Source organism: Rhizobium sp. CG4, from assembly GCF_023701965.1.
In the GTDB taxonomy this organism is placed as follows: domain Bacteria; phylum Pseudomonadota; class Alphaproteobacteria; order Rhizobiales; family Rhizobiaceae; genus Agrobacterium.
Genome location: NZ_JABAEG010000009.1, coordinates 82239 through 104987 on the forward strand (window position 1 = coordinate 82239; position 22749 = coordinate 104987).

At 52.6% G+C, this 22749-nt stretch carries 20 protein-coding genes; 5 read left to right on the forward strand and 15 right to left on the reverse strand.

What is annotated here, in order from left to right:
- Positions 1-264 precede the first annotated feature (264 nt).
- Positions 265-1548 carry an O-antigen ligase family protein gene (locus HGO37_RS21765; RefSeq protein ID WP_250985189.1) on the forward strand — a complete coding sequence of 428 codons (1284 nt, stop codon included), beginning with the start codon at positions 265-267 and terminating at the stop codon, positions 1546-1548.
- On the opposite strand, the gene HGO37_RS21770 is transcribed toward HGO37_RS21765, so the two are convergent.
- Positions 1545-2279 (reverse strand): glycosyltransferase family 25 protein, encoded by a 735-nt coding sequence (locus tag HGO37_RS21770; protein WP_250985190.1) that lies wholly within the window; start codon positions 2277-2279, stop codon positions 1545-1547. The two genes, HGO37_RS21765 and HGO37_RS21770, sit on opposite strands and share 4 nt — an antisense overlap.
- A gap of 524 nt (positions 2280-2803) precedes the next feature.
- Between HGO37_RS21770 and HGO37_RS21775 the strand changes: the two genes are divergently transcribed.
- Positions 2804-4054: a glycosyltransferase gene (locus tag HGO37_RS21775; RefSeq protein ID WP_250985191.1), complete on the forward strand. Its 1251-nt coding sequence runs from the start codon at positions 2804-2806 to the stop codon at positions 4052-4054.
- A gap of 268 nt (positions 4055-4322) precedes the next feature.
- Here the strand turns inward: HGO37_RS21775 and HGO37_RS21780 are convergent, their stop codons facing one another.
- From HGO37_RS21780 to HGO37_RS21790, 3 genes are all read right to left on the reverse strand, one after another.
- Positions 4323-5285: an NAD-dependent epimerase/dehydratase family protein gene (locus HGO37_RS21780; protein WP_352230593.1), complete on the reverse strand. Its 963-nt coding sequence runs from the start codon at positions 5283-5285 to the stop codon at positions 4323-4325.
- Positions 5286-5344: 59 nt separating this feature from the next.
- On the reverse strand, positions 5345-5911 hold the full coding sequence (locus HGO37_RS21785) for a sugar transferase (RefSeq protein WP_192489270.1): 567 nt from the start codon (positions 5909-5911) through the stop codon (positions 5345-5347).
- A gap of 118 nt (positions 5912-6029) precedes the next feature.
- Positions 6030-7307 carry a nucleotide sugar dehydrogenase gene (locus HGO37_RS21790; RefSeq protein WP_250985192.1) on the reverse strand — a complete coding sequence of 426 codons (1278 nt, stop codon included), beginning with the start codon at positions 7305-7307 and terminating at the stop codon, positions 6030-6032.
- A gap of 245 nt (positions 7308-7552) precedes the next feature.
- Between HGO37_RS21790 and HGO37_RS21795 the strand changes: the two genes are divergently transcribed.
- From HGO37_RS21795 to HGO37_RS21805, 3 genes are all read left to right on the forward strand, one after another.
- The gene (locus HGO37_RS21795) at positions 7553-8566 is read left to right on the forward strand and encodes an NAD-dependent epimerase (protein WP_352230594.1); all 1014 of its coding nucleotides are present in this window, start codon (positions 7553-7555) and stop codon (positions 8564-8566) included.
- Between the two features lie 145 nt (positions 8567-8711).
- Positions 8712-9341 carry a TetR/AcrR family transcriptional regulator gene (locus HGO37_RS21800; RefSeq protein WP_250985193.1) on the forward strand — a complete coding sequence of 210 codons (630 nt, stop codon included), beginning with the start codon at positions 8712-8714 and terminating at the stop codon, positions 9339-9341.
- 218 nt (positions 9342-9559) lie between these two features.
- Positions 9560-11299 carry a methyl-accepting chemotaxis protein gene (locus tag HGO37_RS21805; protein ID WP_250985194.1) on the forward strand — a complete coding sequence of 580 codons (1740 nt, stop codon included), beginning with the start codon at positions 9560-9562 and terminating at the stop codon, positions 11297-11299.
- 25 nt (positions 11300-11324) lie between these two features.
- On the opposite strand, the gene HGO37_RS21810 is transcribed toward HGO37_RS21805, so the two are convergent.
- From HGO37_RS21810 to HGO37_RS21860, 11 genes are all read right to left on the reverse strand, one after another.
- The gene (locus HGO37_RS21810; RefSeq protein ID WP_250985195.1) at positions 11325-12026 is read right to left on the reverse strand and encodes a ParA family protein; all 702 of its coding nucleotides are present in this window, start codon (positions 12024-12026) and stop codon (positions 11325-11327) included.
- Between the two features lie 124 nt (positions 12027-12150).
- Complete coding sequence (locus HGO37_RS21815; protein ID WP_250985196.1) at positions 12151-13242, reverse strand: protein-glutamate methylesterase/protein-glutamine glutaminase; 1092 nt, start codon at positions 13240-13242, stop codon at positions 12151-12153.
- 8 nt (positions 13243-13250) lie between these two features.
- Complete coding sequence (locus HGO37_RS21820) at positions 13251-14099, reverse strand: CheR family methyltransferase (protein ID WP_250985197.1); 849 nt, start codon at positions 14097-14099, stop codon at positions 13251-13253.
- Between the two features lie 13 nt (positions 14100-14112).
- Positions 14113-14607 (reverse strand): chemotaxis protein CheW, encoded by a 495-nt coding sequence (locus HGO37_RS21825; RefSeq protein ID WP_250985198.1) that lies wholly within the window; start codon positions 14605-14607, stop codon positions 14113-14115.
- Between the two features lie 3 nt (positions 14608-14610).
- Positions 14611-16425 carry a methyl-accepting chemotaxis protein gene (locus tag HGO37_RS21830; RefSeq protein ID WP_250985199.1) on the reverse strand — a complete coding sequence of 605 codons (1815 nt, stop codon included), beginning with the start codon at positions 16423-16425 and terminating at the stop codon, positions 14611-14613.
- Between the two features lie 176 nt (positions 16426-16601).
- On the reverse strand, positions 16602-18296 hold the full coding sequence (locus tag HGO37_RS21835; protein WP_250985200.1) for a methyl-accepting chemotaxis protein: 1695 nt from the start codon (positions 18294-18296) through the stop codon (positions 16602-16604).
- Between the two features lie 25 nt (positions 18297-18321).
- Positions 18322-18837 (reverse strand): chemotaxis protein CheW, encoded by a 516-nt coding sequence (locus HGO37_RS21840; RefSeq protein WP_192489260.1) that lies wholly within the window; start codon positions 18835-18837, stop codon positions 18322-18324.
- The gene (locus HGO37_RS21845) at positions 18834-20828 is read right to left on the reverse strand and encodes a chemotaxis protein CheA (RefSeq protein ID WP_250985201.1); all 1995 of its coding nucleotides are present in this window, start codon (positions 20826-20828) and stop codon (positions 18834-18836) included. Before HGO37_RS21845 ends, HGO37_RS21840 begins: the two co-directional genes overlap by 4 nt.
- A complete protein-coding gene (locus tag HGO37_RS21850; protein ID WP_250985202.1) occupies positions 20825-21193 on the reverse strand; it encodes a response regulator in 369 nt (122 codons plus the stop codon). Before HGO37_RS21850 ends, HGO37_RS21845 begins: the two co-directional genes overlap by 4 nt.
- Positions 21193-21516 (reverse strand): hypothetical protein, encoded by a 324-nt coding sequence (locus HGO37_RS21855; RefSeq protein ID WP_250985203.1) that lies wholly within the window; start codon positions 21514-21516, stop codon positions 21193-21195. Before HGO37_RS21855 ends, HGO37_RS21850 begins: the two co-directional genes overlap by 1 nt.
- Complete coding sequence (locus tag HGO37_RS21860) at positions 21506-22645, reverse strand: HD domain-containing phosphohydrolase (protein WP_250985204.1); 1140 nt, start codon at positions 22643-22645, stop codon at positions 21506-21508. Before HGO37_RS21860 ends, HGO37_RS21855 begins: the two co-directional genes overlap by 11 nt.
- Positions 22646-22749: the final 104 nt, after the last annotated feature.

Below are 22749 nucleotides of genomic sequence, written 5' to 3' on the forward strand. Positions count from 1 at the left end.
TTTGTTATGCGCGGTCCCAATCACATTTGCAAGAATACGACCGCCAGGCAACCGAAGCCGTTTTTTGCCCATCTCGCGTGGGATTAATCGCTCCCGTTCAGCTTTGTTCCCGAACTCTGCTGTCTTAAGCTAGTTAATAGGTAGGTTGAAGTTGTTTCCTAAAATGGTTAGCGCGGAGTTGTATTCATTTCTTCATACAGAAAATTATCACAGCGGACATTGGTCAGTTTACCTTCTCAACTATTACATCATGAGGCATAAATTATGAGGCGAACCGACGTGGCTCGAGTGTCAAATCCGCCCAAAATAGGGATGGTGCATAAAATTCTCCTACGTCGACGCTTCATCGACCCAATTCTCTTGTCGGTTTTGGTCGCCTGCTTTCCCATCAAACTCGGTATCGACATGGTCTTGCTGGCTTTTTTTATTGGCTCCGGCATCTATTTAATTGCTGTAGGTCACGGGTCGCGTCGTCTAATAGATCGGGATTACGCCACTGCAAGTCTCTGTTATGCAAGCGTGGCGCTGTTAATTGGAGTTTATCACGGAAATATTGCCGAGAACATCAGGTGGATCGGGCTGCCTCTGTATTTTGCAGTAGGTGTTCCGCTGTTTACGGGCTTTGTTTTGATAAAAGACCCCCTTCGGCAAATCGCTCTTGGTGCCAGAGTTGGGTTGCTGTTGACGTTCTGCTTGGCCATCTACGAGAGCCTAGCAGGCATATCGCGCATAGGTCTCGGTGGAAACGCCGCCAATGCTGCATTCGTTACGTGTGTGATTGCGGTGCTTGCGCGATTTACGGCAAAGAACTCTCCCATCTACTTACCGAATACTCGCGCATGGTTCTACGTGGCTATCGTCCCAGTTATAATGACAGGGACGCGAAGTGTCTTGCCCGTTTTCGCGATTGCTGCGCTGGTTGACGTCATCAATCTTCGTGGCGAACTTCTTTCAGAGATGCGTAAGCTTACGCGCCGTCGCCTAATCGTCTTAGGATTGACGTGTTTAACTGTGATCATCGCAACAACATATAAAACCAGTGATCTTCTCATAACCCGTTTCGAAAATACCATTGAGGAGATGGACAATCTAATTGCCGCTCCGGATGGGCATATAACCGGGCTAGATATGCGAGTTGCACTTTGGAAGGGCGCATTGGAAATTTTCTACGAGCATCCAATCTTAGGTGTAGGTGCTAGCGAAAGCATGCAACAGATCAAACAAGGTATTCCTGCGTCTCAGAGGGAAATCTATGAAGAGTTTGTCCATGTGCACTTTTTTGTACTTGATGAATTGCGCGATAGGGGGGGGATTGGTTTTATCTTCCTTATTGGCTTTTTCGCAATTGTCTTCAAGAAAGCAATCAAGGGATCGAACAAAGACGTCCAAGCCAACATGATCATTTTTTTATGTGTCTTGGTTCTTTACGGCTCGCTTCACGGCATGCTGCTGGGGGACAGAAATGTGGCGGCAATTACAATAGTGTTTGTGGGGGTTCTGGCAACACAACGTAGAGCCGTATGCGGAAGACGCGTTGCAAAGATTTAACCCAATCTAGCGTATCTTATCCTATGAGCAGCTTCAGCGATACGGATGCCGTAGGTCCTAAACCGCTTCCACCAAGGAAACTTCGACCGTTTGTAGATGGCACGTGTAGCAATTGTGGTAGTACCTCTAATCGGCACGGCGACATTTGAGCGCGTAGTGTAAACTTGCGCCCCAGAATCCCACCCGCGCTCCAGTGCGATATCTATTGGGTATTCCATTACTTTAAGTGTTTTGGCCAATTTCTCAGCACCGCGACGAGTGACAACATAGCAAGCGGCAGAACCAAGTGGGCCATGAGAAGCTCGGCCTACGTCATCGCCTGCTTTTGATGTTGCTACTCGTCTGAATCCAACAACACGGTGACTAAAAAACTTTATGACGTCAGCATTAGGGACAGCTTCTACTGCACTTTGCGCTCGTGCAATCAGATCTCTCGTAACGTCAAGATCATCCTCGATAATGACAGCAACTTGTTTACCAGAAAGATGGACTTCCGAAAGTGCTTTGAGATGGCTGCGATAACAACCATATTCACCAGGCAATATGGAGCGTCCATTGTTTCGCTCGAATGAACGCGTGTTGCAATCAACACGATCGTTCATGGCGATCGTCGTGCCGTCCACGCCTGATACACGAACAGCCGGTAGGCCAAGGCTTTCCAACTGTCCCTTTAGTCTCTCCCAACGGTCGACTGATCGATCAAGATTGATCGCGAAAATACAGATGTCCATCAGATGATTTTCTCCAGTGTTCTCGGGCCATGCTTAATGTGCGGTATAGTGAACCAGGCAGATATCATTGTTCCTTGCCGACGAGCAATGACCTGAGCCCCATCTTCCTCCAATTTACGGGAGAGTCGCGGTTTTTTGCTCTTTGACAAAACTTTGGACCGCTGGAAGATGGAGTTTTCCGGGTCAGAACACGATGGCTGGCTGGTTGCGCCACCGGAAGTGAGTAGGGCAAATGGGAACTTATATCCGACTGCCGAATAAGGACGTTTCACGTTGTCGTATCGACCCCAAGTCTCCAACTTTTCGTGTGAATCCGCACAAGTCAGAATCCATTGGGCTTTCAGGCATTCGGACCACAGGTCGAGATCGCGAGATATAATTCCCTACGTTTGTCCACTCTGGCCGTCTTGGGATTGCCTGCCTTCCAATGTCCGGACCACTTCCTCGCCGAGGTGCATGAAGTGGGCAGGGGTGGATTGCAGAAGCGCGAGTGTGTGTGTGGACTACGGTCAGGATGCAAACTGGTGCGGTTGATCTTGAAAACCTTATCAAAATTGTCACCGTTGCATTTGAAACTGGAATCTGACTATGAGGCGATCTACTTTCTAACAATCGAAAGCCGGGAAAGTCATGAGGTGGATATACCAAGAATTAATGCACTCGGCATGGTGGCAAAATTGAATACCGAAGAAATCTTCCACGATAAAGGCAAGCTTGATCGGGCAAACGGTCAAACTGGTAGAAATGCAACCCCAACCAGTCGGAGAAAAATGCGAATTCTGCATTTGCTCTTTTCGTCCGGAATGAACGGCTCTGAACGTTATTGCGTCGACCTTGCCAACGAGCAGGCCGATTTGGGTCATACGGTTCACGTCGCGGGAAAAGCAGGATCCGCACTGGAAAGGTACCTCTCCCCAAAAGTCAAATTCCATTCATTTTCAATACCGTTTCTTCGTGGCATTCAAACCAGGAGATTGATCACACGTCTCTCTCTCGACATTTGCCATGGACACCTCAGTCGCGGCTGCAAGGTTCTTGGTTCGATACGGGGGATAGCACGGATTGCCACCCTGCACGTCGGCTACAAAAGGCGCCAGCATGCCGCTCTCGACGGTCTGATTTGTATCAACAATGCGCAGTTAAATCGTAGTGCTTCGTTCAAGGGCAAACGTCGTCTCATTTATAATTGGGTACCAGCTCTGGAAGAGATTGCGCCTTGGGATTTAAGGGCAGAACTAAATCTTTCTCCAACGGCAAAAATTATTGGCGCTGTAGGTCGTTTGCATCCCAGTAAGGGATTTGATCTGCTGATAAACGCTTTCCGAAGTGCTTCTCTCGACGACACTACTCTGATGATCATCGGTGAGGGCAAGGAGAGGGAAACCCTCACGAAGCTGGCAAATGGCGATGGGCGTATTCATCTTTTGGGCCACCGGAAGAATGTTGCTGGCTTTTTGCGGAACCTCGATCTTTTTGTCTCATCATCACGTGAAGAGCCCTTTGGTCTTGCAATACTCGAAGCTATGGAAGCGGGCGTCCCGGTCATCTCGACTGCGACGGAAGGGCCAGGCGAATTTCTTCATTCTCATCCTGTCTCGCTTATCGAGAGCCAATCAGTCGACGTACTCGCTGCGGAGCTTGTTAAAGTTTTGCACGAAATTCCAGGAGGAGGTAGACGCAGGGTCAACTACGATATGACTGAGTTTTCACGGTCGACCGGTGTTGAGAAAGTCTTGGACTTCTATCACGAGGTCCGAGCTGTACGAGAGCCTTAATATAATCGCGTGATGTCGGCGAATGGAAGCTCTTTGTTAGCAGCGTGTTCTGGCCTGAGAGCCCATGTACATTCAATTCGTTTGGATCAGAGGGAAAATTTCAGTCGCGTTTACGCCAAAAAGCAACCGACGTTACAGGCGTTAAATCGGATCGGCGGGTTACCTTGCTGCAAGTTTACAATTAGTAGCGCTGCTGAACCAATTCGTAAACTCCAGCTCTCTCGGAACCGGATTTTACAACCTTAAATGGCTATTTATGAAGTTGAGTTTACGGTCTTGTGAGTTTGCGCATGCTCTCCTTGACCGTAAGTGGGGGTGCCCAGCCTAGTGACTGTGTCGTCATTGACGCGTCGATCTCAAGGTTTTCCGTCAACCGTGCAATCATGTCCTTGCGACCGACAAGTGCTCCAAGTCCTCGTAAGATAAACTGGGGGAATGGTATACTTTTAGGCGTGCGGCCAAGCTCACTAGTCAATCTGGTTAAAAGTTCATGGGTTGAAAGATCTTCGCCATCGCTTACCAGAAATACTGAATTTGATGCATTCGGGTGATCCAGAACCGTTATTAGAAAATCACAAAGATTATCGACGGAGATGAAGGATCGTTTGTTGTCTACGTTGGAAAAAATCGATGGACCGCCCTTACGTGCCCATTTGATCAAGGTTTGAAAATTACCTTTAACACCGGGGCCGTAGACGAGTGGGGGGCGAACGATTGTAATCCCCATTCCCGTTTTCGCGCCTAGTTCAATGAGTGCTTCCTCGGCTTCTGCTTTTGATACGCCATATGGATCAAGTGGGCTTCGCGGGTCAGTTGCGCGAAATGGTTTTCCGGCCGGTGTGCACTCACCATTCACCTTGATGGAGCTCACGAATACAAAACGTTGAACGCCGGCTTCTGCGGCCTGTTTAGCCAAATTAATCGTCGATAAAACGTTTGCTTCACGAAATCGCTTGATTGTATCGACGTCGGTCTCTCTCATCACGTGAACGCGGGCGGCTAAATGTACGATAGTCTCGACATCCTCGAGATAAGGATGCCAGCTCATGTCGGAACTGTAAGAGGGGATCGTTACCAAGTTAGGCGCACTTCCTCTCGTAAGTCCCCTAAACGGCATGTTACGTCGCGCCATCTCGGTAACTAGGTGGGAACCCACAAATCCAGACGCTCCAGTGACCAATGTCGTCTTCAACAAAAATACTCCATCAATCAATTCAAGTGTGCTGACCACCTTTCTCAAAGAAAGGCAAAATTCTAAGTGGCGACGACTTGGCGTCAAAAACTGAAGTTCTAGTGCTTAACGCCTCTGGCTCCGATAACGCTCACGGCGGTCATAATCAAAATGCGCATGTCGAGAAGGAAGCTATGTCGTGCCAGGTAGTGGGCATCCAAGGCGACTTTTTCTGGAATCGCCAATTCATCTCGACCGTTGATTTGTGCCCAGCCCGTCAGCCCTGGCGGAAGTGAATGGACATTGCACAAGGTCCGCGCTTCAATCAGGTCGTATTGATTATAAAGAGCGGGCCGCGGCCCCACGAAACTCATCTCGCCATTCAGTATGCACCAGAGCTGGGGTAGTTCGTCGAGACTGGTCTTGCGCAAGAAGCTGCCAATTGGCGTTAAATGCTTCGCTGGGTCATTTAAGAGATGTGTTGCGACGACTGGGGTATCCACAGCCATCGTTCGAAACTTTGGCATATCGAACAATTGATTGCCTCTACCAACGCGTTTCGACCAGTAAAGAGCCGGACCCTTCGAGGTAAGCCTCACGGCAATGCCGACCATGATCATGGGCACGGCGAGAATTATCGCTGCTAGTATCACGAGAACTAGATCGGTTATGCGTTTCGCCGTCATTTTCAGAGCTCTGAGTTATAATATTGTTATCTCATAGAGTGGAGATAGGCGATGTATTTCGAAACGGCCAGCCTAGCAACCTCGATATCTTAATGGCCGGAAGAGTACCCAAAAACCGTTACAGTCTCCAATCGGTTGTTTCCTTGGCGAATATGGATTTCACGTCCAGCAATGCGCCATTTTCCTTTGCAAGGTTGCGCAATGCGTCTGTGCCCATTTCCTTGAATTGGCTGTGGCCAACAGCGACGATAACAGCACTGTAATCGTCAGTTTCTGGTAATGCTGTCAGGCATTTCAGGCCGTACTCACGGTCGGCGTCCTCAACATTTATGCAAGGGTCGTAAATATCGACCTCAAGATTATATTCTTTGAGGGAGTGAATGATGTCGACAACTTTGGTGTTGCGTAGATCCGGGCAATCTTCCTTGAATGTCAGCCCGAGCACGAGTACCCGCGCATTGTTAAGCGGTAAATCACGTTGCAAAATAAGCTTTACCGTCTTTTCTGCAACAAATGCGCCTATGCTGTCATTGATGCGGCGCCCGGCTAGGATGACAGCTGGATGATAACCGATCTGTTGAGCCTTGTGTGTGAGGTAGTAGGGGTCAACACCAATGCAGTGGCCGCCAACGAGACCGGGTCTGAACGGTAAGAAGTTCCATTTCGTACCGGCGGCTTCAAGCACGTCCATCGTGTCAATTTCCAGCCTCTGAAAGATCAGGCTCAATTCATTCATCAAAGCGATGTTGACGTCTCGCTGGGTGTTTTCAATCACTTTGGCGGCTTCGGCAACACGAATGGAACTGGCCTTGTGGGTGCCAGCCAGAATGATCTGTTTATACAGGCTATCAACAAGGTCAGCGGTTTCGGGCGTGCTGCCACTCGTGACCTTTACGATGTTCTCCAAACGGTGGACCTTATCCCCTGGATTGATACGTTCCGGGCTGTAACCGCAGAAAAAATCTCGGTTGTAGACCAAGCCAGACTCCGCTTCCAGGATAGGTACACAGACTTCTTCCGTCGCGCCCGGATAGACCGTGGATTCGAAAATGACGACATCGTTTTTTTTCAGCACTCGTCCCACTGTTTCGCTTGCCTTAACAAGCGGTGTCATGTCCGGGCGATTTGCCTCATCTACGGGTGTCGGAACTGTTACGATAAAGATGGAGGCGGTTAATAACTGCGCCGGATCCGCCGTGAACGATATTTTGGTGCTGGCTTTCAACTCATCTGGCGTCAGTTCTTGAGTACGGTCGTGTCCCGACGAAAGTTCCGTTATTCGCGTTGGGTTGATATCGAAGCCGATTGTTTCTCTAACGCGACCTAATGCTGCTGCGAGAGGAAGTCCGACATAGCCAAGGCCAATAACGGCTACAGTTCGATTTTCCAACGTCATTATCTCACCTTTCAGAATGATATGAGCAGCTTCTTCGTAACGCTTGAAGGTACGTGCGATTAGCAAAGTGCACGTGGTTTTTCTATGGTGGATTGTCGTTTTAAACTGCACTATCTGAATGTTGATCGTCTTTAAGCGTAAAACGAATTGACGATTTATCGATTGTGTTGGAAACGCTTGGTGTTCCGTTGCCGAGGCGACGAGTCACACATTACTGAACTAAACTGCGAGTTGGAGCGTCTGTCGTGAAAATACTGCTTACTGGTGCGGCGGGATTTATCGGGATGCACACGAGCATTCGTTTGCTTGAGCGTGGCGATACGGTCATTGGCGTGGACAACTTGAACGACTACTACGACGTCGCTTTAAAAGAAGCGCGTTTGGCACGGTTGAAAGATTATCCGAATTTCATCTTTTCCAAGCTGAGTGTCGAAGACAAGGATGGTGTTGCCCGCATCTTCAAACAACACCGTCCGCAGCGCGTCATTCATCTGGCCGCACAGGCCGGTGTTCGGTATTCTTTAGAAAATCCGCACGCTTATATCGATTCCAACATTCAGGGTTTCCTGAATATTCTTGAGGGTTGTCGGCATAACGGTGTTGAAAGTCTGGCCTATGCAAGTTCGTCCTCGGTGTATGGTGGAAACACCGCTTTGCCGTTCAGCGAACATCACAATATCGACCACCCGATAAGTCTTTACGCTGCCACAAAAAAGGCAAATGAACTCATGGCTCACACATACAGCCATCTGTTCAATCTACCGACGACAGGTTTGCGCTTTTTCACGGTCTATGGTCCGTGGGGACGCCCGGATATGGCGCTGTTTCTGTTCATTAAAGCAATATTGGACGGTAAGCCGATCAATGTCTTCAACCACGGGCAAATGGTCCGTGATTTCACCTATATCGATGACATTGTCGAAGGTGTTGTGCGGATAAATGATCGACCTGCCGAGGCCGACCCTAATTTTGATCCGGCCAATCCTGATCCCTCGACCAGCAACGTGCCGTATCGTGTATTCAATATAGGCAACAATCAGCCAACCCATCTCATGGACTACATCGGCGCGCTAGAGGATGCCCTAGGCATGAAGGCTGAGAAAACCTATCTGCCGATGCAGATGGGTGATGTGCCGGCAACCGCGGCTGATACCGATGAACTCGAACGTTGGGTCGGTTTTAATCCAGACACTCCGGTCAAGGTTGGGGTCGCGCGGTTTGTCGAGTGGTATAAGTCTTACTACTCCACGAAGTCGTGATACCTTTTTCTCGTCTTCCTCAAGTCTCCTGGCATGACCCGTTTTTGGATCGTCAAAAAATCACGACACCTCTATTCGTGTGGCTGAATTTGTGCGCAATGTTCGAAACCTGATGAACTGCAGGCTATGTCAAGGAAGAGTTTAGATGGCAGCCCGAAACAAGGTTTTGCGTAGAGGGGAAAATGAGAGTGATCACGGCGCCGGACAGCTGAACAGTGCAAAACTCACCGACCGCCATCTCGAGGTGCTGGAAGCAGCAGGTGCGCTGTTTGCCGAGCGTGGGTTTGCAGCAACCTCCATCCGCGACATAGGTGAAAAAGTCGGGCTGCTCGGTGGTTCGCTTTACCACTACATCAAGTCCAAGGAAGCCCTGTTTGTCAAAGTCCATGATATGGCCCTGCAAATGGGTGAGGACCGTATCCGCGCTGCGATCGAAGGCGTTGAAGACCCCTGGAAGCGGCTGGAAGTCGCATGCATCACCATGCTGGATATTCAGCTAGACCCGAATTCATTGACCTTGCCGCTAATGAATGATTTTCAGTCAGTGCCACCTCCCGTCCGTGAAAAACTGATCCTGAAGCGTGACGCCTTTGAGGCGCTGTTTACAGATCTTGTCAACGCGCTGCCGCTTGATCCAGCACTGGATCGAAGCGTTTATCGCCTTTTGTTGTTGACGCTGCTGAATAAGGTGGCTGGCTGGTATCGGGCAGGTAGGCTGTCACCTGAGGATATCGCGAGACAAATTGTAGCGATATTCCATCATCCGGCGAAGTAAGCATCAACTAACTCGATTGTTTTGGGAATTCGGCGGTGCTATCGACCTCAGACATAATGCATAAGCGATACTGTGACAGATCCATTGCAATTTTAGTGATATGTGACGCAGTTCATTAACCTTCAAATTGTTCTGTTTTAGAACAGGCGCCCGAATTTACCTGTCATTTCCATATTCCACCTAGCTTGCCTTCAAACAGGGCGGTTGGGAAAAGAATAGTGAACGCACAACGTAAACTCACAACCAATATAATTGATCCTCGGGCAGATTTGACGACAGGCTTGTCGGTTGCGCATGCTCGCATCGAAAAGACCTTTCTGGATGGCGGCGCGGTGCTGGTTTCCGTCATGGAAATTTTGAGTGATCTGATTGCAATTCTCGACCGCATGGCCGGTACGATGGATGGTGGCACTGCCGATGCTGCGATTGCCGGCATGCGCAAGACGATTGAAGACCTTGCCCGTCTGCCCGATACTGAGCAGCAACGGCAGGTGGCGTTTGAAGCCATGGCTGAATTCTGCAAGTCGACGGACAATCATCTCGATGATATCAGAGAGACAATCCGCTATCTCAAGACATTTGCCATCACCGTGAAGATTACCGGCGCGGGTATTGCCGAATTTTCTGGCTTCGCTGACGAAATTCGTGAGCGCATTCAGTTCGGTGCTGATGAAGTTGGCAGGTTTGGTACCTATCTTGAAACCATGCGCCAGCAGCTTGGCAAGGCGCGCAATTTCTCGGCAACGATCCTGAAGGATTTTCAGGCAACGATCCCGGAAATCATTGACGGTTTGAAGCGCAATTCAGCGCTGGTGGGAGAACAGCACCGCGAAATGAAGCAGATGGCCGCGCAGGTTAAATCCATTGCGCAGGGCGTTCAGAGCAAGATTGCCTCCGCACTGTCATCTTTGCAGATCGGCGACATCACACGCCAGCGCATCGAGCATGTTCAGTCGACTATGCAGATGCTGGATGAATACCTGAATTCGGATGAGGGCAGGGAGCTCTCTCAGGATGAAGTCGATACGTTGAAAGAAGCGGTGGCGGTTCTCGTGAATGCACAGCTGGAGGAAACCACGACAGATCTGCAGCGGGACTGCCGCAAGATTTTCGCAGGTATTTCCAGCTTCGCCGATGACGCTGCGCGTATTCTGTCCCTGCGCGATAACCTCGTCGAGAACACACGCCAGGCCGGTGGCGGTGCCTTGCAGCTTATGGAGCGTGATATCTCCAAGGCTTGTCAGTTGGCAGAACGTGTGCAGGGTAGCAGTACGGATGCCGATGCTGTTGTGAGCACGGTTACACAAACTGCTGACGACCTACTCCGAGGCATGGGGGTACTGCGTTCAATCAAGACAGAAATTCACTACATGGCTTTGAACTCCAACCTTCGTTGCTCCAAACTGGGTGATGAAGGACGTTCCGTTAATGTGGTGAGCGCGGAATTGCGGGTCTTCGCGGAGAAGCTGGAAAGTCCTGCAGATGCGATCGTGTCCGACCTGCAGCAGATCGAAACGGCCATCGGCAAACTTGGTCTCAATGAAACCAATGCCTCCAATGACCTCAGCCAGCCTCTGCGCGAGGCACTTGCTGCCGTCACCGGTGCCAAAACTGAAATGGAAGCTGGCATGGAGGACCTGGCGCGGGAAGGTCAGGCCGTGTTCAGCCGTATCAGCTCGGCTGTTGTGAAACTCGATTTTGAAAACGAACTTGGCAACGTTCTGGATGAGTGCTGCGGACTGTCCGCCAGCGTTTTGAACGGTGGTTCGACTGACGTCGCGTCAATCGGCGAAAGAATCCAGCCCTTCTCGAACCGGATTTACAAGCTTTACACCATGGCGCAGGAGCGTGACATTCACGCCCAGTATTTCCCGGTTGATCTCGGCCCCGCCAAAGCAACGGTTAGCTCGTCATCCGTAAACGACGATGACGACCTGTTCGCTGACGCTTTGTTCTAAACCGGTCGGTGCTGCCTGAACTTGTTCAGGCGGCGCGCATCATGTCCGACTTGCGTTTGGCTGTTGAGGCCGGAAGCAGACGCAGAATTTCATCTGCAAAACATCCGGCGTTGTGAATGGCCTTGTCCAGGTTGCTCACCTGCGCCGGGTTCATCATGTGCAGATAACCGTTAAATTCGAACATGTCGCGGAATGCAGAGCGCTCGATGATTGGCGTATCCAGAACATGCACATTACGCGAGGCCAATAGTTGACGTGCAGCCTGCAAGGCGCGTGTGGTAACCAGTGAATTGACGCGGGTCAGCACAACGGAATGCGGAATGCTGATATTGGCCTTCTCATAGAGATAACGCAGCAGTTCCAGCACTTGGGCACCACCTTGCGCGTCCATCGTGCTTCCCTGCACGGGGATCATGACGTGATCTGAGAGACCGATTGCTGTGGCCAGCAAAGGTGATTGTGCGCCTGGCAGGTCGATGATGACGTGATCAAAGGCCTTGCGGCTGTCCAGCACATGCTGCTGCAAGTTGGATGCGGTGACGTAAGTAATGACTGTAAAGCTGACCCGGTAATCGGCGGCATCGCGCCACCGTGAGATCCAGCGCTGTGGATCGGTATCAATCACACATACGCGCAGGCCCCGACGGGCAAGTTCAGTCGCTAGCAACAGGACTGCGGTTGTTTTGCCCGCGCCGCCCTTGGTGTTTGCAAACGTGATGACTGACATGGCCGCAGATCCGAAATTTTGACAGAGACGTTCATGCCTCACAGGACGCACCGGGTCGCATGGTGGTGCGTCCATCATTCGCCAACATGGTTAATGAACAGTAAAATAGCCGCCGGAAATCTGATTATCGCCGGCGATCTTCGGCCAATATTTCCGCAGCAATGCGGTCGAGTGGCAGGATCTTATCGACACCGCCATGGGCAATGGCTTCCTTCGGCATGCCGAAGACGACAGAACTTGCTTCATCCTGAGATACGGTGAAAGCACCAGCCTGATGCATTTCCAGCATGCCTCGTGCGCCGTCGTCACCCATGCCGGTCATGATGACACCCATGGCATTGGCGCCGGCGGCGCGCGCTGCCGAACGGAAAAGCACGTCAACAGACGGGCGGTGGCGTGATACCAGCGGGCCGGTGCGCACGGACACATGATAACGCGCGCCCTGACGTTCCAGCAACATGTGTTTGTCCCCGGGTGCAATCAGCACATGACCACGCAACACGGGGTCACCGTCGGCCGCTTCCTTGATTTCCATCTCGCACAGGCTGTTGAGACGTTTGGCAAAAGCGGCGGTGAATTTTTCCGGCATATGCTGGACAATGACGATGCCTGGGGTATTGGCAGGAAGTTTCTCCAGCATTTCCCTAAGTGCTTCTGTGCCACCGGTCGAGGCACCCACGCAGACGACCATTTCCGTGGTGCGGGCCATCGCCTTGCCCGAGGGAGGAGGAAGAACTGCATCAGCCGTCAGCTTGGCAGTTGGCCCACTGAGTTCCGACTGGCGTGCGGACGTAACCTTACGACGTCCTAGCCTTGCCTGGGCAGCACTCTTCACGACTTCGCATATCCTCATGGCAGACTCTGCAAGATGGTCCGCTGCGCCAATTTTGGGCTTGAGGATAATATCGACGGCGCCGGCTTCGAGAGCCTGCAGCAGGGTTTCCGAGCCGGATTCCGTCAATGAGGAACACATCACCACAGGGATCGGATGTTGTGACATCAATTTGCGGAGAAAGGTGATCCCGTCCATACGCGGCATCTCCACATCTAGTGTAATGACGTCGGGGATCTCTTCTTGTATTCGCTTGGCGGCGATAAAGGGATCGGCCGCTGCGCCGATCACTTCGATCTGCGGATCGGATTGCAGGACCGCTGTGAGCGTCTGGCGGACACTCGCAGAATCGTCAACGATGAGGACGCGGATCTTCTTGGACATAACGCTGGTTAGTTCTTCTTGAACACGGTGTTGGCAACTTGTCGTATCGGAAGGTCGATCCCCGTGACGGTTTCAGAATGACCGATAAACAAATATCCACCTGAGACAAGGTTTTCACAAAGTCGCGACAACACGTGGACTTGCGTTTTCTTGTCGAAGTAGATGAGGACGTTCCGGCAGAAAATCATCTGAACGGGTTCGCCGATCTGATACTTCGCGTCCATCAGATTAAGGCGTGCGAACCCTACCTTCGACCTTAATGCGGGAGAGATACGAACGTCGGTCCTGTGGTTGTCCACCGGCTGCATCACATATTTTTTTGCCAGTGAGGCGGGTACAGGCTCTACAAGATCACGCGTGTAAACCCCACTGTGCGCTTTTTTCAGGACATCCGTTGAAAGGTCCGTTGCCAGGATACTGTAGTCCTGGATCACGTTCCTTTCGACAGCTTCCGCCAATATCATGGCCATTGTGTAGGGTTCCGCACCTGTTGAACATGCCGAACTCCAGGTGCGAATGCGACGATGACCGTCTCTCGCGAGTGTCGGCAGGACGACTTGTTCCATGTACTCAAAATGGTTCGGTTCACGGAAAAAGTCTGTCTTGTTGGTTGTAACGACATCGATCAGGTGAATGGACTCTGCATCCATGCCACCTTCTCGAAACACGTAGTTACAGTAGGCGCTGAATGTCCCACAGCCTGTCGCCCGCAATCTCTTGCGAAGGCGACCTTCCAGCATTGATCGTTTTGTATCGGGCATCTTGATGCCGCAATAATCATAGATGTAAGCCGCGAGTTGACGAAAGTCCCGTTGGCTCAGGCTGTCATCAAAGGTGTTTCTTGCAGTCGCATTCAAGACAAAAGCTCCTTTATGCGGCTTGGTCAGGGCGGCTGGATGGGCGCGAAAGCACTCCGGCAGCATCGGAGAACAGCCGTGCGAGATCGATGATCACCACGAAGTCAGTTTCCCGTCGTACCACTCCGGCTATGTAGTCCGAACTCCAGTTTACCCCGATGTCAGGAGCTGTTTCGATCTGGTCACCCCTGAACGGTGTGACCTCAAACACCTTGTCGGCCACCAAGCCGAGCGCAAGTACGCGCTCGGTCATTGGAATATCGAGAACTAACATCCTGGTGTGGGGTGTCTTGACCGTCCCGCTCATGCCTAAGCGAAGTCTGAGGTCAATGACCGGAACGCCTTGTCCACGCACATCGCGCAAGCCAAGAAGATAATCCGGTCCGTGTGGGATCTTGAATGCATCCTCATGATCGAGGATTTCACGAACCACCTCAACAGGTACCGCAAAGACTTCGTCGCCCAGGCTGAATGTAACAAACTGACCTTCGGAGGATACATTGGTCATAGATCAGGCACTTTCTCTAAAATCTGCATCGCCTGCGTCCGGTCCGCCCATGGACATGTCGAGAGCGAAGCCTTTTGCCCGAGCTTGCTGAGATGCGACCGAGTTCGCTGTTGCGGATCTCGATGCTGGAGCCTTGGCGACAGGTCGTGCAGCAATTACAGGCTTTGCGGCAGGTTTGCGAACCGCAGCGGCTTGCGGAACTACCGTACGGTCAACGCGGAAGAAAGCGATGCTGCTCTGCAGTTCTTCAGCCTGTGCGGCAAGCTCTTCAGATGTTGCAGACATTTCTTCGGAGGCACCGGAGTTTTGCTGCGTGACTTTGTCCAGCTGCTGAATGGCTTCGTTGATCTGGCTGGCTCCGATATCCTGCTCACGGCATGCGGCCGAAATTTCGGATACCAATTCTGCAGTCTTACGGATGTCGGGCACGAGGCGGTTGAGCATTTCGCCCGCTTCCGTCGCGACCTGAACGGTCTCGCCGGAGAGTGAACTGATTTCCGATGCAGCTGCCTGGCTGCGTTCGGCGAGCTTGCGGACTTCGGAAGCGACGACCGCAAAACCCTTGCCATGTTCACCCGCACGGGCTGCTTCCACAGCGGCGTTGAGAGCGAGAAGGTCTGTTTGACGTGCGATCTCCTGAACAATCGAGATTTTTTCAGCGATGGTACGCATTGCACTTACCGCACGACCCACAGCCTCGCCGCTTGCTTCGGCATCCTTAGATGACTGGCGGGCAATCTTTTCGGTCTGAGCGGCGTTGTCGGCGTTCTGCTTGATGTTGGCTGCCATCTCTTCCATCGAAGCAGAGGCTTCTTCGGCGGATGATGCCTGTTCGGTTGCACCCTGAGAAAGCTGCTCAGAACTTGCAGACAGTTCCTGGCTACCGGAAGAGACATTGTCTGAGGCAGACAGTGCGTCTGCCACAACGCCGCGAAGGCGCTCAACCATACGTTCCAGTGCCAATCCGAGCGTGTCCTTGTCGGACAGCGGTGTTGGCGTCACAGTCAGATCACCGTCGGCAATCTGGTCGGCGATAGAAGCCGTGTTGCGCAAGTTGCTCGTCATCACATTGATGCGGTTAACGAGATCCTTGATTTCATCATTCGTCTTAATGTCGACATCCTGATTGAGATCGCCAAGAGCAACGGCTTCAGCGACAACCATGATTTTCTTCAAACCGCGGTTGATGCCAAGAGCAATCCACAAAGCTGCACCAATCGCGAGCACAAGTGCAATGACCGTCAGTCCTATGATGTAGTCGCGAGTGGCCGTGTACTGCTCATTCGTGTCCTGGTCTGCCTGGACCATTGAGGCCTTGTTCGCCTCGACACGGGCTGTGATCAAAGCCTCGATTTCATCCACGATAAGCCGTCCCTGGCCAGTGGCAAGACGGACTGCCTCTGTCGCGTTGTTGACGCGTGCAAATTCCCGGATCTGATCGTCAATCGCGAAGAGGCGAACACTCGCAGCACGCACTTCTCTCCAACCACGCTTGCCGTCTTCGGTTGTGGATGCCTGTTCGAGTTCATTGACCTGTTCATCAAAGCGCTGACGGTTTGTGGTGCTGGCTTCGATGTATTTTGCAACGTCCGCACTATTGGTCGCCGTCGCCATGTTCATCTGAGAGCGGGTGATCCGAAGCTGAATGTTGCTTAGGTTCTGGGCGCTTTCGAGACGATGCGCCGGACCTGCGATGATGTCAGTCACGGCCTGATTAAGATTTGCCAGGCTATAAATGCCGTAGCCCGCAGTGATGGCGAGCAGTGTAATAACAAGACCGAAGGCCATTGCCAATTTCAGTTTGATAGTCAGACGCATGTATGTCCCCGATGACGGTAATGTGCGAAGTTGGCTCTTCATACTTCACGGAAGAAAAGCTTTGAGAATGCAGTGGGGAGAGACATCCACCTGTCTGCAGGTCCGTGCGACCCTTTGGGCCACCGCATACACGCGGTGGTGTGATGCCGGATTAACCGGCATCAGATTGTCGTGTTTCAGGCGCTTTCCCTGAAGTCAGCGTCGTGTGCGTCCGGTCCACCCATCGACATGTCGAGCGCGAAACCCTTTGCGCGGGCCTGTTGAGCCTTGACCGTACCACTCGAAGCTGGCTTGAACGAAGAGGGCGCGGCAGGCTGGCGTACAGATTTTTGTGGCTTTCCGACGGGCTTGCGCACTGGCGCGGACTGCGAGGTGGCGGCGCGGTCAACCTTGAAGAAGGCGATGCTGCTTTGAAGTTCTTCAGCCTGTGCAGCAAGCTCTTCTGAGGTCGCCGACATTTCTTCGGATGCACCGGAGTTCTGCTGCGTTACCTTGTCGAGCTGCTGGATCGCCTCATTGATCTGCGATGCACCGATATCCTGCTCGCGGCACGCCGCGGAAATTTCAGCCACCAGTTCAGCAGTCTTGCGGATATCCGGAACCAGACGGTTCAGCATTTCGCCTGCCTCTGTGGCCACCTGCACAGTTTCGCCGGACAGGGAGCTGATCTCGGATGCCGCTGCCTGGCTGCGTTCAGCCAACTTGCGCACTTCAGAAGCAACAACCGCAAAGCCTTTGCCGTGTTCACCCGCACGGGCAGCCTCAACCGCAGCATTAAGCGCGAGCAGGTCGGTCTGACGGGCGATTTCCTGAACGATGGAAATCTTTTCGGCGATCGTGCGCATCGCGCTGACGGCGCGGGCAACAGCCTCACCGCTTACTTCAGCGTCCTTCGAAGACTGACGTGCAATCTTTTCAGTCTGTGCGGCGTTGTCAGCATTCTGCTTGATGTTGGCTGCCATTTCTTCCATCGAAGCGGATGCTTCTTCGGCTGACGAAGCCTGCTCGGTTGCACCCTGCGAGAGTTGCTCGGAACTTGCAGACAGTTCCTGACTGCCGGACGAAACGTTATCGGATGCGGAGAGTGCATCGCCCACGACGCCGCGCAGTCTTTCAATCATACCATTCAGGTAGCTGAGCATTTCGCCGATTTCATCTTTGCTCGAAATAGCGGCGAATTCAGTCAGATCTCCTTCCGCGACGCTCTGTACGGCACGCACCGCATTGCGCAAGCCCTTGTTGATCGAAAGTGCAATCCAGAATGCAGCGATAACAGCGATGACCAACGCAAATGCTGCGACGGAAATCATGATTGTCCTGGTGTCGATGTAGGTTGCATTGGCATCCGTTTCAGCTTCGTCCAGGCGGGTCTCTTCCAACGTCACCACTTCGCTGAGCAGCGCGTCAATTTCGTTTGTGACTTTTCGTGCCTCGTTCGTGGAAACCTGAAGTGCGGCGGATGTGTTACCCTGCAGCATCAATGAGCGAATGCGGTCGTCCTGACGGCGGAATTCTGCCGTGAACTCAGCCAGTTTCGCCCAGATGGCCTTACCCTGTTCGGTTGCGCGGGCGTTCACTTGGTTGAAGTTTTCATCAAAGGCGCGACGTGCGTTGTCAGAGGCCGTTATGTAGCCCTGCATCTCTGCTGCACCTGATGCCAGGAGCAGGTTCTTTTGCTGCCGTAGCTGCTGAAGCTGCTCGTTGCTCAGGTTTTGCGCCAGCTTGAGGCGTAGAGCAGGTCCCTGCAGAACACTTCCCAGCGTATTGTTGAGGTTACCAAGGCTCAGAATTCCGTAGCTCGCGGTCGCAACGAGCATGACGATGATGAAGCCGAAGGCTAGTCCAAGTTTCAACTTGATCGAAGCACGCATGTTAGTTCTCCATTGCTGGCTCAGTTTAACCGTGCGAGGGTCCAGCCGCCGATTGTGAATTGTGATTTGAGAAAATTGCCGCCAGGTTCGGCAGGATAACAAACTGGTTTTCCCGCTTGATCAGGCAATCGATGTAATCTGCGCGCCAACGCATTCCGACGCTGGGTGGGGCTTCACTGGCGCTTTTTGAAAAGGTGGTGACCTCAAAAACTCTATCGGTACGAATTCCGATAAGCGTGCGTTCATCACCAAGTGGCAACTCAATCACCACAATCCGGCTGTCGATCGTCTTTTCTCCTGCCTCCATTCCGAAGGCCAGTCGGATGTCCGCCAGCGGAATGACTTTGCCACGAAAATTGATGACACTCCCAACGAAAGGCAAGCTTCCTGGAACCGAGGTTTCGGGCAGAAGATCAAGGATTTCCTGGACCTTGACTGCTTCAATCGCGAAGGTTTCTCCGGCGAGACTGAAGGTAAGAACCTCTACGTCGTCGTCCTTGCTCCAAATGGTACCGGCATTGATTGTAATGTGCTGGTTCATCCTGCTGCGCGCAACTGCGCCTCCTGGTGTTGTCCCGCTGCCACGAGGTGGCCGACGTCGAGGATCAGAGCGACGCTGCCGTCGCCGAGAATTGTCGCCCCTGAGAAGGTGGATACGTCATGATGCAGTTTCGACATCGCCTTGATGACGGTCTGGTGATCGCCGATAATCTGGTCAACAACCAAGCCCACACGTTCCGAGCCCGTCGATACGACGACGACTTTTTGGAATTGGTCCGGAGGTGTTCCTGTTCTGAAGAGGTCACGCAACCGGATGAATGGCACGAGACTTTCGCGCAGCGAGATGAACGACCGACCGCGAGAACGCAGGTCTTCTTCGGGAGAAAGCTCAAGGCATTCTTCAACAGCGGACAATGGAATGACGTAGCAGCCCGTGCCGACCCGTACGAGCAGACCATCGATGATGGCAAGGGTGAGCGGGATTGCCAGAGATATCTCGGATCCTACGCCAGTGGTGCTGGTGACGTTGATCGTGCCGCGAAGCGCTTCGACGCTGCGCTTGACCACATCCATTCCGACACCTCGGCCCGACAGGTTGGTGACCTGGGCGGCTGTCGAAAAACCGGGCTGGAAGATCAGTTGCAGGAGTTCCTGATCTGCAAGAACCGCGTTCGCTGCGATAATCCCTGAAGACTCAGCCTTGGCGCGTACACGGTCGCGGTTAATGCCCCGACCATCATCACGAATGCTGATCGTGACATCGCCACCGGATTGGCGCGCAACCAGAGTAATCGTACCAATTGCAGGCTTACCTGCAGCAATTCGTTCTTCCGGTGTTTCCAATCCATGGTCACAGGAATTGCGCACAAGGTGTACCAGTGGATCTGCCAGGCGCTCAATGACCCCCTTGTCGACCTCGGTGCTTTCGCCTTCGGTGACCAGTTCGATATGTTTGCCGGTTTCCCGGGCAAGATCATGGATCAAACGGCGGAACCGGCCAAAAAGCTGGGCAATCGGCACCATGCGCAACACCATCATGGTATCGCGTAACTCGCCGGAAAGACGCTCGACATCCTCGGAAACAGAGCGAAGTAGAATGTCGGCGCTACCACCGGCCAATTGCGACAGGCGCGACTGGGCAATAACCAATTCACCGACGCGGTCCATCAGTTCATCAAGCCGCTCAGCGGGAACGCGGACGTTCTCGTTGGCCTTGGCGTTCTTGGCGTCGTTTTGTACCGGGGCTGCTGCTGGCGCGACTTTCGCTGGTGTCTGAGGGACTTCTTCTACAACAGGGGTCTCTTCGACTTCTGCAGTGTCTTCAACCTGGCGAATGTTGATTTCCATGTCATCCATAACGAAAATGAAAACATCTTCGATGGCGGACTTTGGTTGTTCCGTCGTAAGCGTTACCGACCAACCGACATGCAGATCGCTCGGATTGAGAACATCGAGAGATGGGACCTTTGAAAGGTCCGCGACAATTTCGCATTCACCCAGTTCATCCAGCTCATCCAAAAGCCCAAGCGGATTGGTTCCGTTTGCCATGGCGTTGATGGGAAGGCGGAAGCTGACGTTCCATGTCGTTGCTTTCGGCTTTGGTGCCGGTTGTGCCGCTTTGACTGCGGCTGGTACGTGGGTTACCGATCCGCGGTTACCCTCGCCAACGGCGTCATGCAGTTTGGCCAGCAATTTGTCGCCGATATCGCCGGGAACACCGAGTGGGTTCGCTACGAGGGCGCGCATGTGGTCCTGCGCGGCCAGAACAGCTGCGATAAGTTCGCTTGTGGCGGGCACTTCGCCCTTGCGCACCCGGTCAAATGCCGTTTCGCAATGATGGGTAAAGGCGGCAAGTGCCTCAAACCCGAACATTGCGCCGGACCCTTTCAGCGTATGCAGGCCGCGAAACACGGCGTCGATCTGATCTTGATCGGAAAGGTCGTGAAGCAGATCAAGCAGGCCGCTTTCGATCTGTTCGAACAGCTCAGCCGCTTCCGTCCTGAAAACCTGAATAGGGTCAAGCGTGGTCATTTTCCGAGTACCTTTTTGGCAATCTTGACGAGGTTTTCAGCGTCGAAGGGTTTTGTCAGCCAGCCAGTTGCGCCGGCCGCTTTCGCACGTGCCTTCATGTCGGCATCGGACTCAGTGGTGAGGAAGATGATCGGAATACCGGTATGTGCTGGCGACTGGCGCAATGCCTCGATCATTTCCAGGCCGTTCATGTTGGGCATGTTCAGATCTGTGATGATCAGGTCGAACGTCGCACCCTTTGCCTTGGCAAGGCCGTCTTGGCCATCAACCGCTTCGGTGACCTGATAACCGGCGTTGGTCAACGCGATCTTTGTGGTCATGCGGATGCTGGCAGAGTCGTCGACTGTAAGAATATTGGCGCTCATTAGATGTCCTTTCCATGCAGCCAAAACTGACGTGACTCTTTGTCCATACGTGACAGGAAGCCGCTTCTGCGGAGTGTCTGCTGGAGGTTTTCACTGGCAGGGTGTTTCAGGCTGACTGTTTTTCCGTGTTTTTTGGCGTAGAGGCGGGAGGCCTCGATCAGTTGAATGAAGCTGAGGTCAGTGTCGGCGTCGTCTGCAATGTCCAGAAGCAGGGCGTCTTCTTTCTCGAGCTGCTTTAAAAGCAGTTCGTGTGCGCCGGATATCTGCCTGATGGAAAGCGAGGGAGGGAACACCAGCGTTTCAGCGGTTGCGTTACTTGACATTGGATGTTTCTCGTATTGGTGCGGGTTTTTCAGAGACGGTTTGGTTCGGGCCAGCCGGTTCGTCGGGTGTTTCCAAGCTGGGAACATCAACGATCGTTTTTGGCAGATCCTGCGACATGAGGCTGGCGATGCGTGACCATTGGTTTTCAAAGGCCGTCACACAGGCTGGGTCGAAATGGAGGCCGCTTTGCGCGATGATGTGGTCGCGGGCCTCTTCAATGGGCCAAGCGCGTTTGTAAGGCCGTTCTGAACACAGGGCTTCAAAAACATCGGCGATTGCGACGATGCGGGCTTCGATCGGAATGTTTTCGCCGGTAATGCCCTTTGGATAGCCGGTGCCGTCCCATTTTTCATGATGGCCACCGGCAACCGCCTCGGCAATCCTAACCAGATCGGAGGTTCCTTTTTCCAGTATCCGCACGCCAATTTCGACGTGTCTGCGCATCTCTGTAATTTCATCCGGCGTCAAGCGGCCGGGTTTGAGCAACACGCTATCTGAGATTCCGATTTTGCCAACGTCGTGCAAAGGGGCAGCAAGATAGATCATGCGGCAGTGTTCACTGGAGAGCCCGAGATCCTTTGCAATCAGCTTGCTGATTTGGGCGACACGGGAAATATGATCACCAGTATCGCCATCGCGAAACTCGATTGCACGTGCCAATCGCCAGATGATTTCTTCTTCACGTTCGGCAAGCTCTTCGGTTGCCTTGTCAACTTCATCGACAAGCCTGCTGGCCTGCTGGGAAAGGTCGCGTTGCGCTCTGCGCAGCGCCAAAAGGTTGCGCACTCGCGCTTTCAGTTCAATCGAGTCAAAAGGTTTGCCAATGAAGTCGGTTACGCCAGTCTCAATGGCCTGAATGCGGATGCTGCGTTCCGTTTCCGATGTCACCATGATGACGGGGATATGTTGCAGGACGTTTTGACGTTTGAGTTCAGCCACAAGCTCAATGCCGGTATATTTGGGCATTGTGAAGTCAACGATCAAAAGATCAATTGGGGATTTCAGGCAGTGTTCCAGTGCCTTTGCGGGATCTTCAAATGCAATAACATGCACGCCGGGAATTTCCCGAACTGCTATATCAAGTGCAAAAAGAGCAGACCTGCTGTCGTCTACCAGTACAATATGCACGTTTGGCCCCCGATTGCCGTATTCAACTGAAAAATGCGCGCACGAAAACGGTCCGTGAAAACGGTGAATTTCGCTAAGATTGGACATTTTTTGAAGGTGTTCTG

Bases quoted from the DNA above. Each gene is read 5' to 3' on its own strand.
- HGO37_RS21765 (WP_250985189.1), top strand. From the start codon at position 265: ATGAGGCGAACCGACGTGGCTCGAGTGTCAAATCCGCCCAAAATAGGG.
- HGO37_RS21770 (WP_250985190.1), bottom strand. From the start codon at position 2,279: ATGGACATCTGTATTTTCGCGATCAATCTTGATCGATCAGTCGACCGT.
- HGO37_RS21785 (WP_192489270.1), bottom strand. From the start codon at position 5,911: ATGACGGCGAAACGCATAACCGATCTAGTTCTCGTGATACTAGCAGCG.
- HGO37_RS21790 (WP_250985192.1), bottom strand. From the start codon at position 7,307: ATGACGTTGGAAAATCGAACTGTAGCCGTTATTGGCCTTGGCTATGTC.
- HGO37_RS21800 (WP_250985193.1), top strand. From the start codon at position 8,712: ATGGCAGCCCGAAACAAGGTTTTGCGTAGAGGGGAAAATGAGAGTGAT.
- HGO37_RS21810 (WP_250985195.1), bottom strand. From the start codon at position 12,026: ATGTCAGTCATCACGTTTGCAAACACCAAGGGCGGCGCGGGCAAAACA.
- HGO37_RS21815 (WP_250985196.1), bottom strand. From the start codon at position 13,242: ATGTCCAAGAAGATCCGCGTCCTCATCGTTGACGATTCTGCGAGTGTC.
- HGO37_RS21825 (WP_250985198.1), bottom strand. From the start codon at position 14,607: ATGACCAATGTATCCTCCGAAGGTCAGTTTGTTACATTCAGCCTGGGC.
- HGO37_RS21830 (WP_250985199.1), bottom strand. From the start codon at position 16,425: ATGCGTCTGACTATCAAACTGAAATTGGCAATGGCCTTCGGTCTTGTT.
- HGO37_RS21835 (WP_250985200.1), bottom strand. From the start codon at position 18,296: ATGCGTGCTTCGATCAAGTTGAAACTTGGACTAGCCTTCGGCTTCATC.
- HGO37_RS21840 (WP_192489260.1), bottom strand. From the start codon at position 18,837: ATGAACCAGCACATTACAATCAATGCCGGTACCATTTGGAGCAAGGAC.
- HGO37_RS21845 (WP_250985201.1), bottom strand. From the start codon at position 20,828: ATGACCACGCTTGACCCTATTCAGGTTTTCAGGACGGAAGCGGCTGAG.
- HGO37_RS21850 (WP_250985202.1), bottom strand. From the start codon at position 21,193: ATGAGCGCCAATATTCTTACAGTCGACGACTCTGCCAGCATCCGCATG.
- HGO37_RS21855 (WP_250985203.1), bottom strand. From the start codon at position 21,516: ATGTCAAGTAACGCAACCGCTGAAACGCTGGTGTTCCCTCCCTCGCTT.